The organism is Dorea longicatena (genome assembly GCF_024168045.1).
In the GTDB taxonomy this organism is placed as follows: Bacteria; Bacillota; Clostridia; order Lachnospirales; family Lachnospiraceae; genus Dorea_A.
Genome location: NZ_CP100126.1, coordinates 1,158,729 through 1,171,041 on the forward strand (window position 1 = coordinate 1,158,729; position 12,313 = coordinate 1,171,041).

11 protein-coding genes and 1 tRNA gene are annotated in these 12,313 nt (G+C 42.3%); 11 read left to right on the forward strand and 1 reads right to left on the reverse strand.

The features are described 5' to 3' along the window. Window positions 1–40: 40 nt before the first annotated feature. The 9 genes from NKF87_RS05560 to NKF87_RS05600 all read left to right on the forward strand — a co-directional run bounded on the left by NKF87_RS05560 (window position 41) and on the right by NKF87_RS05600 (window position 9,740). Window positions 41–1,066, forward strand: coding sequence for a branched-chain amino acid aminotransferase (locus NKF87_RS05560; RefSeq protein ID WP_028086675.1), 1,026 nt, complete (start codon window positions 41–43; stop codon window positions 1,064–1,066). Between the two features lie 107 nt (window positions 1,067–1,173). Beyond that, window positions 1,174–3,366, forward strand: coding sequence for a SulP family inorganic anion transporter (locus NKF87_RS05565; protein WP_253584133.1), 2,193 nt, complete (start codon window positions 1,174–1,176; stop codon window positions 3,364–3,366). Between the two features lie 175 nt (window positions 3,367–3,541). After that, window positions 3,542–4,324, forward strand: a complete 783-nt coding sequence (locus NKF87_RS05570; RefSeq protein ID WP_118378535.1) for a shikimate kinase — start codon at window positions 3,542–3,544, stop codon at window positions 4,322–4,324. A 1-nt stretch (window position 4,325) separates the two neighbouring features. Then, on the forward strand, window positions 4,326–4,844 hold the full coding sequence (locus NKF87_RS05575; RefSeq protein ID WP_028086672.1) for a YqeG family HAD IIIA-type phosphatase: 519 nt from the start codon (window positions 4,326–4,328) through the stop codon (window positions 4,842–4,844). Between the two features lie 72 nt (window positions 4,845–4,916). Further along, window positions 4,917–5,480, forward strand: a complete 564-nt coding sequence (gene efp / locus NKF87_RS05580) for an elongation factor P (RefSeq protein WP_028086671.1) — start codon at window positions 4,917–4,919, stop codon at window positions 5,478–5,480. Between the two features lie 184 nt (window positions 5,481–5,664). Continuing rightward, window positions 5,665–6,546 (forward strand): DUF5688 family protein, encoded by an 882-nt coding sequence (locus NKF87_RS05585; protein ID WP_253584135.1) that lies wholly within the window; start codon window positions 5,665–5,667, stop codon window positions 6,544–6,546. Window positions 6,547–6,679: 133 nt separating this feature from the next. Beyond that, a tRNA-Arg gene (locus NKF87_RS05590) sits at window positions 6,680–6,751 on the forward strand. 62 nt (window positions 6,752–6,813) lie between these two features. Beyond that, entirely contained in the window at window positions 6,814–8,580 is a 1,767-nt protein-coding gene (gene argS, locus NKF87_RS05595) for an arginine--tRNA ligase (RefSeq protein ID WP_138376254.1), read from the forward strand. 5 nt (window positions 8,581–8,585) lie between these two features. Next, complete coding sequence (locus tag NKF87_RS05600) at window positions 8,586–9,740, forward strand: alanyl-tRNA editing protein (protein WP_118309438.1); 1,155 nt, start codon at window positions 8,586–8,588, stop codon at window positions 9,738–9,740. 32 nt (window positions 9,741–9,772) lie between these two features. On the opposite strand, the gene NKF87_RS05605 is transcribed toward NKF87_RS05600, so the two are convergent. Then, window positions 9,773–10,375, reverse strand: a complete 603-nt coding sequence (locus NKF87_RS05605; RefSeq protein ID WP_118224640.1) for a TetR/AcrR family transcriptional regulator — start codon at window positions 10,373–10,375, stop codon at window positions 9,773–9,775. Window positions 10,376–10,607: 232 nt separating this feature from the next. Here NKF87_RS05605 and NKF87_RS05610 point away from each other — a divergent pair, with 232 nt between their 5' ends. Both NKF87_RS05610 and hslO read left to right on the forward strand, forming a co-directional pair. Then, window positions 10,608–11,366, forward strand: coding sequence for a class I SAM-dependent DNA methyltransferase (locus NKF87_RS05610; protein WP_118224641.1), 759 nt, complete (start codon window positions 10,608–10,610; stop codon window positions 11,364–11,366). Between the two features lie 62 nt (window positions 11,367–11,428). Further along, the gene (gene hslO / locus NKF87_RS05615) at window positions 11,429–12,307 is read left to right on the forward strand and encodes an Hsp33 family molecular chaperone HslO (RefSeq protein ID WP_253584137.1); all 879 of its coding nucleotides are present in this window, start codon (window positions 11,429–11,431) and stop codon (window positions 12,305–12,307) included. The last annotated feature ends 6 nt before the right edge of the window (window positions 12,308–12,313 follow it).

Genomic DNA, 12,313 nt, shown 5'->3' on the forward strand with positions numbered 1-12,313 from the left:
TGATAAATCAAACATTTGTTTAAAGGACGGAGGAGTCACAATGGAGAAGAAGAATATTGACTGGTCAAACATAGGATTTGGCTATATGAAGACAGATAAGAGATATGTTTCCAATTTTAAAAACGGAGCATGGGATGAAGGTACACTTACCTCCGATGATCAGATTACTATCAGTGAATGTGCAGGTGTACTTCAGTATGCACAGACATGTTTTGAAGGAATGAAAGCGTATACCACAGAAGACGGTCATATCGTAACATTCCGCCCGGACTTAAATGCAGCGAGAATGGCAGACTCTGCAGCAAGACTTGAGATGCCTGTATTCCCGGAAGATAGATTTGTAGATGCTATTAAACAGGTTGTAAAGGCTAATGCAGCTTATGTACCGCCATATGGATCAGGAGCAACCTTATATGTCAGACCATATATGTTCGGTTCCAGTGCTGTAATCGGTGTAAAACCGGCAGATGAGTATCAGTTCCGTGTGTTTGCAACACCGGTTGGACCATATTTCAAAGGCGGCGCAAAACCGATCACGATCAAGGTGTCTGATTTCGATCGTGCAGCACCGCATGGAACAGGGCATGTAAAAGCCGGACTGAACTATGCGATGAGCCTTCATGCAATCGTAACAGCTCATGAAGAAGGATACGATGAGAATATGTATCTGGATGCAGCAACCAGAACAAAAGTGGAAGAGACCGGTGGAGCTAACTTTATCTTTGTAACAAAAGATAACAAAGTTGTAACACCAAAATCATCTACAATCCTTCCATCCATCACAAGACGTTCTCTGATGTATGTTGCAGAACACTATCTTGGACTGGAAGTAGAAGAAAGAGAAGTTTATTTAGATGAACTTGGCGACTTTGCAGAATGCGGACTTTGCGGTACAGCAGCAGTTATCTCTCCGGTAGGAAAGATTGTTGACCACGGCAAAGAGATCTGTTTCCCAAGCGGAATGGAAGAGATGGGACCAGTTACAAAGAAATTATATGAGACATTAACCGGTATTCAGATGGGACACATCGAAGCTCCGGAAGGATGGATCTGCAAGATCTGTTAATTGTTTTACAGATGTTGAAAATGTAGAAAGAAGAGACGGGACACTGTGTAAATAGCTGGCTTGTCTCTTTTTTATACCCGGATTATAAAATCGTAAGGAGAGGTTGCATGAAACATATATTGTGTTCAACAATGAAAAATTATAAAAAAGAATATCTTCCCAAAGATATTTTCTCGGGGATCATCATGGCAGCAGTGTCAATCCCTATCTCGATGGGCTATGCACAGATTGCCGGACTGCCTGCAGTATATGGACTATACGGTTCGGTATTCCCGATTCTGTTCTTTGCGCTGTTCTCAACATCGCGGCAATTCATTTTCGGAGTCGATGCGGCACCGGCGGCAATTGTCGGAGCAGCACTGGTATCACTTGGGATTGAAAGCGGAAGTGAAGCGGCAATGCAGTATGTGCCTGTGATCGCATTTCTGACAGGAATCTGGCTGCTGCTGTTTTATTTTTTAAAAGCCGGAAGAATCGTGGACTTCATTTCGACACCGGTGATGGGAGGATTTATCAGCGGGATTGCACTGACAATTATTCTGATGCAGATACCGAAGATCCTTGGCGGAAAGGCCGGATCTGGAGAACTTCCGGAACTGCTCAGGCATATCGCAGAGACGTGCAAAGAAATCAGCTGGCTGTCAGTGGTACTTGGTGTGGGAGCGTTGCTGCTGCTTCGCATGGCAGGAAAAGTAATTCCCAAATTCCCGGCAGCAATTGTGATCATGGCAGCAGGTGTAGCAGCAACGATGTGCTTTCGTGTAGACGAACATGGTGTGGTACTTTTGGATGCGGTGGAAAAAGGACTTCCGAAGCTGGTACATTTCCATTTTGCGGGAATTGACCTGAGGCAGGCACTTGGAAGAAGTCTGATGATCGCAGCGGTTATCATGTCGGAGACGCTGTTGTCGGAAAATAATTTTGCCATGAAGAATGGCTATAAGATTGATGAAAACCAGGAGATCCTGGCTTGTGCGATGGGAAATATCACAGCGGCATGTGTAGGCTGTTGTCCGGTGAATGGCAGTATATCCAGAACATCCATGAATGAACAGTATGAAGGAAAGACACAGGCGGTATCTGTCGTAGCGGCAATTACGATGGCAGCCGTATTGCTATGTGCAACTGGATTTATCGGATACCTGCCGGTTCCGATTCTGACAGCGATCGTAATCTCGGCACTGATGAATGTAGTAGAACTGCATCTGGCGGTGCGCTTATTTAAAGTAAGCCGTAATGAATTCTATATTTTTGTAGCTGCGTGTGTGAGTGTATTATTTTTAGGTACTATTTATGGTGTGGTGATCGGATTGCTGCTTTCTTTTGTAGCAGTGGTACTTCGTGCGACGAATCCTCCGAGGTCTTTCCGCGGTATGATTCCGGGAAAAGAGGCTTATTACGATCTTAAGAGAAACCGCAATGCATATCCGATACGCCATACGATCATTTACCGGTTCAGTGAGAACCTTTTCTTTGCAAATGTAAAGATATTCCAGTCGGACATTGAGAACAGTATCAAAGAGGATACAGAGGTTGTAATCGTGGATGCGGCTGCGATCAACAGTATTGACGTTACGGCAGCAGACCGGCTGGAAATGATGGCGGAAAATTTTGATAAGAAAGGGATCAGGTTTTATATTACGGAGCATTCCGAAAATGTAAATGAACAGATGCGCAGTCTTGGGATCGGTCATCTGATCGAGGAAGGAAAGGTCAGAAGAACGATTCTTGCAGCATTGCAGGATGCAGGTGTTGCAACACCGGGGACGAGTATGGAATCGGAGAAATCTCCGGTTATCCAGATGCCGTGGCAGTTGGAAATCCCGGCGGCAGTGCATGCAGTTCACGAAGCAATGATCCCGGCAGAAGAAGAGAATACATTAGAAGAATTCGCATGGGCGTTCGGTGATGATGCGGTGGAAGAGATGGAAAAGAAAGTCCATCAGGTTATGGAACAGATCCATAGACTTCCGGATCTGGAAAGGCTTGCAGACGTAGGGTTTGAAGAAAAACTCAAAAACTGGCATTCACTGGGGGCATTGGATGAAGATGAGATCTTAAGACGAATGGAAATGCATCTGGATGAACTTCCGGAGAATCTGCGTGGAGACAAAAAAGTGATCCTGCAGTTGATTGAAAAGAGAAGACGCAAGATCGAGCAGCAGTTATTAATGCATCATCCGGAGATCCTGGACCATCTGAAAAAGAACCGCGAACGATTGGAGAGACGGCTGGAAAAACAGAATCCGGAGGCAGCGAGAAAGCTGCATGAATGGGAACGGCAGATGCGGGAAAAATAGAAGAACAGTGAGAGCACAGGAATTTCCTGACGACCGGAATATGCAGGGAATATGCAGAAAATATGCAGGAAATATGCAGGAATACGCCGGATAATCTTGCGTGAAAGTAGATTCCTTGCTATAATACATGAATATATCGGACAATAGTTTGCAATTTATAGGAGAGTACAGAAGAATGAACGATTTAGAAATGTACAGAGAGCAGCTGGCTCTGTGTGATGATAAGATTATTGACGCTTTGGTAGAACGTAGTTCTATTATTGAAAAGATCATGGCGTATAAAGAAGAATATGGTATGCCAATCTTACAGCCGCATCAGGAAGAAAAACAGAAGAGAAGACTGGAAGAAAAACTGAAAGAAAATAAATATAAAGAAGAAATCTTTGATGTGTTTGGATGTATCTTGCGTAACAGTAAGAGAATCCAGGCAAGAAAACTCTTTGATTATAACATTGTACTGATTGGATTCATGGGGGCTGGAAAGTCAACAATTTCTGATTATCTGAGCACGATGTTTGATATGGATATTGTAGAGATGGATCAGGTGATTGCAGAACGTGAAGAGATGAGTATTCCGGATATCTTTGCTACATATGGCGAAGAATATTTCCGTGATCTGGAGACGAATCTTCTGATCGAGATGCAGTCGCATAAGAATGCAGTAATCTCATGCGGTGGTGGTGCGGCCTTAAGAGAGAGAAATGTAGCAGAGATGAAAAAGAACGGAAGAGTTGTTCTTCTTACTGCTACACCGGAGACGATTTTTGAACGTGTAAAAGACAGCAATGACAGACCGGTATTAAATGGCAGAAAGAATGTCAAAGGCATTTCAGAACTTATGGAGCAGCGCCGTGAGAAATATGAAGCGGCAGCAGATATAGTAATCAATACGGATGATAAGACCGTTCTTCAGATCTGTGAAGAGCTGGTACAGCATCTGCAGGAGTCAGAAGAATAATATGTTTGATAGATTTTTTCCGGATCAGTATGTAGCATCCACTTATGTGATCGATTTTGAAAAATTATATGAAGAGGGTGTACGCGGACTGATCTTTGATATTGATAATACGCTGGTTCCGCACGGAGCACCGGCGGACGAGAGAGCAAAGGCATTATTTGCCAGACTGAAAGCAATCGGATTCCGATGCTGTCTGATCTCGAATAACCAGAAGCCAAGGGTAGAGATGTTCAATAAAGATATCCAGGTGGACTATGTTTATAATGCGCACAAGCCATCAACCAGGAATTATCTCAGGGCGATGGAGATTATGGGAACAGACAGAAGGAGTTCTGTGTTTATCGGAGACCAGCTTTTTACAGATGTATGGGGAGCAAAACGTGCCGGAATCCCGAATATTCTGGTAAAACCGATACATCCAAAGGAAGAAATCCAGATTGTTTTGAAGCGTTATCTGGAAAAAATTGTGTTACATTTCTACAAGAAGAGTCAGAGACACGAAAAAAAGGTTGAAAAATAATATCATGTATTATAGAATAATATGAGATGAAATTACGTAAGCGTGTATACGCGATTTAAGGAGGATAAGGTAATGGCTAAAGTTTCAGCAGGAGACATCCGTAATGGTGTAACAATCGAAGTTGATGGAAAAGTATGTCAGGTTATTGATTTCATGCACGTAAAACCTGGTAAAGGTGCAGCTTTTGTGCGTGTTAAGATGAAAAATATTATCGACGGTGGTGTGGTAGAGACAACATTCCGTCCTACAGAGACATTTGAACAGGCTCACATTGAAAGAAAGAAAATGCAGTATCTGTACAACGATGGAGAATTCTATAACTACATGGACAACGAGACATTTGAGCAGATTATGATCAGCGCAGATGATGCAGCAGATTCTATGAAGTTTGTAAAAGAAAACGAAGAAGTATCTATCAGCTTCTATCAGGGAAATGCATTTGCGATCGAGCCGCCGCTCAGTGTTGAACTGGTTGTAACAGAGACAGAGCCAGGTGTAAAAGGTAACACAGCTACAGGTGCTACAAAGCCGGCTATCGTTGAGACAGGTGCGAAAGTTAACGTTCCGCTTTTCGTTGATCAGGGCGAGACGATCAAGATTGATACCCGTACAGGAGCATACCTCTCAAGAGCATAAGAGTCATAAGAATTCTAAATTAAATAATTATAAAAAGCCTTGCATTTTGTGCAGGGCTTTTTTATAATCTAATTACCATAATATTTCAGAAACAATTCAAAAGATGTTCTGTTATCTCAGGCGGTAATATCACCGCAGATTTTCAAGATGATTTTTGTATATTGCTGGATAGGAAGGAGCTTTTATGACATATTTTCAGTTTATCCATGCAGTAGAGACAAAAGTAAAGAAAGAGGTGGAAGGAGAAAAAACAGTAAGCATTCATACCAATGTGAAGAATAATGGTGTGAGGAGAAGCGGTATTATGATTTCGGAAAAAGGAATCAATATTTCACCGACGATTTATCTGGAAGAGTATTTTCATCAGTTCCGGATGGGGTATCCGTTGGAACAGATTGCAAAAGATATTGTCGGATTATATGAGAAAATCCGGTTTCAGAATTCATGGGAGGACGGTGAAAAGGTAAAAGACTATGAATTTGTCAAAGATAAGATCATATACCGTCTGATAGGCAGAGAGGAGAATCAGGAGCTTTTAAAAGAAATTCCATATAAAAGTTATCTGGATCTTGCAATTATTTATTATGTACTGTTAGAGGTAGATGAATATGGCATGGCATCCATGATGGTCAGAGCAGAACATATGGATATGTGGAAAGTAACGGAAGAAGATCTATATTACCGGGCTTCTAAGAATACCCAGGAGTTACTGCCGTATGAATTTGCACCGATGCGCACGGTGATCGAAGAATTGCTGGGACTTGGGATGGAAGAGGGACCGGCAGAAAAAATGTATATCCTGAGCAATGAAATGCGTAGCTATGGGGCTGCGGCACTGATCTATCCGGATTGTCTGAGAAAGATTGCCGGTGTAGTGGGAGAAAATTTTTTTGTGATCCCAAGCAGTGTGCATGAGACCATTATTGTGGCTGAAAGCGAAGCGCCGGGCAGAGAAGAACTGGGAAGCATGATCGAGGAGATCAATGAGACACAGGTAGAGGCGGAAGAAGTACTTTCGGACAGGGCATATTATTATGACCGGGAGAGTGGAAAACTTGCGCTGTAAGATTTAAAAAGGGAAATTAAAGAAAAATATTAAAAAAGTAGAGGAAATGATCGAAAAGTGGGATGCATTTCCTTTACTTTATCTCAAAGATGTGTTAATATTACTAAGGCAATTTCATATAGTAATTGTATACGCACCCGTAGCTCAGGGGATAGAGCACCGCCCTCCGGAGGCGGGAGCGGCGGTTCGAATCCGCCCGGGTGTGTACTTTTTTTGCTATTTTTGATGGAAATTTATAGGAATTATAGAAAATATAGGAGATATGAAGTGAAGAAAATCATTGATTATATTGCAGAAGAACTTTCAGAAGCATTCGAAAAGGCAGGTTATGACAGAACGTATGGAAAAGTAACACTGTCAAACCGTCCGGATCTCTGCGAATACCAGTGTAACGGAGCGATGGCAGGAGCAAAAGCTTACAAAAAAGCACCGTTCATGATCGCAGAGGATGTCGTTGCCCTGTTAGAAGACAGTGCATGTATGGAAGAAGTAGAGGTTGTAAAACCTGGATTTATCAATATCAGACTGAAAAAGTCATTTGTTGCAGATTATCTGAATCAGATGGAAGAGACGGATAATCTCGGAATCGAGAAGACAGAACATCCGGAGATGATCGTGCTGGATTATGGCGGACCAAATGTGGCAAAGCCGTTACATGTAGGACATCTCCGTTCGGCGATCATCGGAGAAAGCGTAAAGCGCATCTCAAGAAAGATGGGGCATGAAGTTCTTGGCGATATCCATCTTGGAGACTGGGGATATCAGATGGGACTGATCATCACAGAATTGAAAGAAAGAAAGCCGGAACTGCCATATTTTGATGAAGCGTTTGAAGGTGAATATCCAAAAGAGGCTCCATTTACAATCAGCGAACTGGAAGAAATCTATCCGACAGCAAGCGGTAAGGCAAAAGAAGATGAGACATACAGGGAGAATGCATTGCATGCGACGTATCTGTTACAGAACGGGCATAAAGGATATCGTGCGATCTGGAATCATATCATTCGTGTATCGGTATCTGATCTTAAGAAAAATTATGCGAATCTGAATGTAAGTTTTGATCTCTGGAAAGGGGAGTCTGATGCTCAGGCATACATCCCGGATATGATCGAGAGATTGAAGAAAGAAGGATTTGCACATGAAGACCAGGGAGCACTGGTGATTGATGTGCAGGAAGAGACAGATACCAAAGAGATTCCTCCTTGCATGATCCAGAAATCAGACGGAGCATCTCTTTATGGAACAACAGACCTTGCCACACTGGTACAACGTGTACAGGATTATCATCCGGACAAGGTTGCCTATGTGGTGGATAAGCGTCAGGAACTGCATTTTACACAGGTGTTCCGTGCTGCAAAGAAGACAGGAATCGTTCCTGCGGAAACAGAACTGAAATTCTTAGGTTTCGGTACCATGAATGGAAAAGATGGCAAGCCGTTCAAGACAAGAGAAGGCGGGGTAATGCGTCTGGAGACACTGATCTCAGAGATTACAGAGAAGATGTATGAGAAAATCTCTGAAAATCATTCTATCGAGGGAGAAGAAGCAAAACAGACAGCAAAACTCATCGGAATGGCAGCAATTAAATACGGAGATCTGTCAAACCAGGCATCAAAAGATTATGTATTTGACGTAGACAGATTTACTTCCTTTGAAGGAAATACCGGTCCGTACATTCTGTATACAATTGTACGTATCAAATCGATCCTGAATAAATACCAGTCACAGGGAAATAGCCTGGATGGACTGAAAGTACAGGAAGCATATGCGGATTGTGAAAAAGCTCTGATGCTGGAAGCTGCAAAATATAATGATGTGATGGCGAATGCATTCCAGGATCTTGCACCGCATAAGATCTGTGCATACATTTATGATCTTGCCAATGCATTCAATCGTTTTTATCATGAGACAAAGATTCTGGCAGAAGAAGATGCCGGAAAACAAAAGAGTTATATTGCGCTTCTGAAAGTGACGAAGGATGTACTGGAAGCTTGTATCGACGTACTTGGATTTGAAGCACCGGAGAGGATGTAGGAAAAATGACAGAGAAATTATTTTATGAGGACAGTCACAGAACCGAATTTACAGCAAAAGTAATTTCCTGTGAAGAAGCGAAGGATGGTTTCTGTGTGGTGCTGGATCAGACAGCATTCTTCCCGGAAGGCGGCGGTCAGTATGCCGACACGGGCATTCTCGGCAATACAGAAGTTACCGATGTGCACGAAAAAAATGATGTGATCTTTCATTCTGTGACAGCACCATTGGAAGTGGGAAGTATAGTATCCGGTAAGATCAACTGGAAAGAACGCTTTGAGAAGATGCAGCAGCATACAGGAGAACATATAGTGTCCGGTATTGTGCATGAAAGATTTGGCTATAATAATGTCGGTTTCCATTTGGGAGCCGACTATTGTACCATGGATTTTGACGGACCGATCAGTAAAGCGCAGCTGAAAGAAATCGAGACAGAAGCCAATGAAGCAGTATACCGGAATCTGGAAGTTGAGGTTCTGTATCCATCCAAAGAGGAATTGAAAGATATGGATTACCGCAGTAAGATCGAGATTGAAGGTCAGGTTCGTATCGTGAAGATTCCGGGATATGATGTATGTGCATGCTGTGCTCCGCACGTGAAGACAACCGGTGAGATCGGAGCTGTCAAACTGGTAAGCATGGTAAGTTATAAAGGCGGTGAACGCATTACGATGCTTTGCGGAAGACGTGCCATGAGAGACTATGAGAAAAAGGATGCCATGACAAAAGAAATTTCAACCATGTTGTGTGCGAAAGAATATGAAGTGGCAGAAGCGGTCGGCAGACTGAAGAGTGAGCAGACACGTATGAAGAGTCAGATTGCAGAACTGCAGCAGAAACTTCTGAAGTTTTGTGTGGCAGAGATACCGGTGGATGAGAAGATTGTGACTGTATTTGACGGATCTTTATCGGGAAATCTTCCGAGAGAGATGATGAACCAACTGCTGGATAAAGGGGCAGTCATCTGTGCGGTATTTGCAGGAACGGACGAGGAGGGGTATCGCTATGTGATCGGAAGCAGAAGTGAAGATGTCCGTTCAATCAGTAAAACGTTAAACAGTACATTAGAAGGACGCGGCGGCGGAAAGCCGGAGATGGTCCAGGGTTCTGTGAAAGGAACAGAAGACGCCGTGAAAGAAATAATTGCACGGTATCAGTAGCCGGATGACAAGTCCTGTAGCCGGAAGAAGCTTTAAGCTTCTTCGCGGTGACTCCGGATGATCAGGCGGACCGTACGGTACAGGAAAGGCTTGTACGCTTCGATAGATACAGGCTCTTCAAAGAGAATAGAATTATATCCGGTAGAACCGGCCAGTTCGAGGATCGTGAACAGCATGATGTCAATATCTTTATAATTATAGGTGTCGGCTGCTACCAGTTCAAGATATCTTTCATAAAAGATCTTGTCGGCTTCTTCATCTGACCAGAAAGCAGACTTTAAGGCACCCATTACAAGATTTTTAGAAATGAAATTCAGCAATGGCTTGTTGTTGACCAGAATATTAATGATGTCATCGATAATAAAGACAAGCTGATCTTCCAGACCGGTGATGCCGGAATTTTCCAGTGCAACGGCAGCATGATCAAACAGTTCTTTTGTTTTATGTGCGATCAGCTTGTTTTTAATATCATATTTGTCTTTAAAATATAAATAGAACGTTCCTTTCGCTACACCGGCCTTTTCAACAATGTCGGAAATGGCGGTTGAATTAATTCCTTTTGTGGTAAATAATTCATATGCGGTGCGAAAGAGCGCCTCTTTTTTTTTCTTTTTGTTTTCTTCGACTCTTCCCATGAGTAATCAGACTTCCTTCTTAAAATTCACAGATCTACAGTTCTTGGTTCGTTATATAAAATTCATTTGAACAAGATATTGAAATAATATATTCAATAATATAAGTATAACAAAATAAAGATAAGAAGTCAAAATTAAATTGACTAATGGTCATATTTTCTACGTTGCCTTTTTTACGGATAGCAGATATAATAGAAATGTTAAATATGCAAGGATTTATAAGGAGGAAGAGATGGAGGCATATACAAGTTTTGCCGAGGTCTATGATACATTCATGGATAATGTGCCATATGAGGAATGGGCAGATTATCTGGAAGACAGATTAAAAGAATATGGAATAAGAGACGGGCTGGTTCTGGAACTGGGATGCGGAACCGGAAGCATGACGGAACTACTGGCAGAAAAAGGATATGATATGATCGGGGTGGATAATTCCGAAGACATGCTGGAAATCGCAATGGAGAAGCGTATCGAGAGCGGACATGATATCCTCTATCTGTTACAAAATATGCAGGAGTTCGAATTATATGGAACAGTGAGAGCTATTGTCAGTGTATGTGACTGTGTAAATTATGTGACAGATAAAAATGAATTGCAGGAAGTATTCTGCTTGGTCAATAATTATCTGGACCCGCAGGGAATCTTGATCTTTGATTTTAATACAGAATATAAGTACAGAGAAATTCTGGGTAATCAGGTAATCGCAGAAGACAGGGATGAGTGTAGCTTTATCTGGGAAAATTATTATAACCATACATCGATGATCAATGAATACGAACTGACATTATTTGTCCGCGAGGATGAAGAGGAAGCACTGTACAGAAAGTATCAGGAGAGTCATTTCCAGAAAGCATATACACTCAGAGAAATCAGAGGACTAATTGAAAAAGCGGGTCTGAAATTCGTTGCAGCTTATGATGCGTATACAAAGAAAGCACCGATGCATACGAGTGAACGGATCACTGTGATCGCAAGAGAGCATGGTAAATAATAGAGATGAGAAGTAACTCATCGGAATAAAAATAGGAAAACAGAAGATGGAAAGGAATATATATGAACGACTATATCGTAAGAGCAACCGCAGCAGACGGCCAGGTAAGAGCGTTTGCTGCAACAACAAAAGAACTTGTGGAAGCGGCCAGAGAACATCATAATACCAGCCCGGTGGCAACCGCAGCACTGGGAAGACTTCTTACTGCAGGAGCTATGATGGGAAGTATGATGAAGAATGATACAGATATGCTGACACTTCAGGTAAGAGGAGACGGACCGCTTGGCGGAATTACAGTTACTGCGGACAGCAAGGGAGATGTAAAAGGTTATGTAAATCATCCGGATGTCATGCTGCCGCCAAAGAATGGAAAGCTGGATGTAGGCGGTGCTGTTGGAATCGGGCTTCTCCAGGTTATCAAAGATATGGGACTCAAAGAGCCATACTCCGGACAGACCATTCTGGTATCCAGTGAAATTGCGGAAGATCTGACGTACTATTTTGCCAATTCAGAGCAGGTGCCATCTTCGGTAGGACTTGGGGTGCTGATGGATAAAGATAATACAGTGGCATGTGCAGGAGGCTTCATTATCCAGATGATGCCATTTGCAAAGGAAGAGACGATCAGTCAGATTGAGGAAAATCTGAAGAATATCACATCTGTAACGGATCATCTGAAAAAAGGTGAAACACCAGAGCAGATCCTGAAAATCCTGCTTGGAAATCTTGGACTTGAAATTACAAGTACAATGCCGACAAAATTCTATTGTAATTGCTCAAAAGAAAGAGTAGAAAAGGCTGTGATCAGTGTCGGAAAGAAAGAAATCCAGGATATGATAGATGATGGTCAGGATATAGAAGTAAAATGTCATTTCTGTAATACGGCATATAAATACAGCGTAGAAGAGTTGAAAGATATCTTAAAACGCTGTAAACGATAAGGAGAA

What these genes read in the sequence shown, in the direction of transcription:
- NKF87_RS05560 (WP_028086675.1), top strand. Translation starts at nt 41, where the DNA reads ATGGAGAAGAAGAATATTGACTGGTCAAACATAGGATTTGGCTATATG.
- NKF87_RS05565 (WP_253584133.1), top strand. Translation starts at nt 1,174, where the DNA reads ATGAAACATATATTGTGTTCAACAATGAAAAATTATAAAAAAGAATAT.
- NKF87_RS05570 (WP_118378535.1), top strand. Translation starts at nt 3,542, where the DNA reads ATGAACGATTTAGAAATGTACAGAGAGCAGCTGGCTCTGTGTGATGAT.
- NKF87_RS05575 (WP_028086672.1), top strand. Translation starts at nt 4,326, where the DNA reads ATGTTTGATAGATTTTTTCCGGATCAGTATGTAGCATCCACTTATGTG.
- efp (WP_028086671.1), top strand. Translation starts at nt 4,917, where the DNA reads ATGGCTAAAGTTTCAGCAGGAGACATCCGTAATGGTGTAACAATCGAA.
- NKF87_RS05585 (WP_253584135.1), top strand. Translation starts at nt 5,665, where the DNA reads ATGACATATTTTCAGTTTATCCATGCAGTAGAGACAAAAGTAAAGAAA.
- NKF87_RS05600 (WP_118309438.1), top strand. Translation starts at nt 8,586, where the DNA reads ATGACAGAGAAATTATTTTATGAGGACAGTCACAGAACCGAATTTACA.
- NKF87_RS05605 (WP_118224640.1), bottom strand. Translation starts at nt 10,375, where the DNA reads ATGGGAAGAGTCGAAGAAAACAAAAAGAAAAAAAAAGAGGCGCTCTTT.
- NKF87_RS05610 (WP_118224641.1), top strand. Translation starts at nt 10,608, where the DNA reads ATGGAGGCATATACAAGTTTTGCCGAGGTCTATGATACATTCATGGAT.
- hslO (WP_253584137.1), top strand. Translation starts at nt 11,429, where the DNA reads ATGAACGACTATATCGTAAGAGCAACCGCAGCAGACGGCCAGGTAAGA.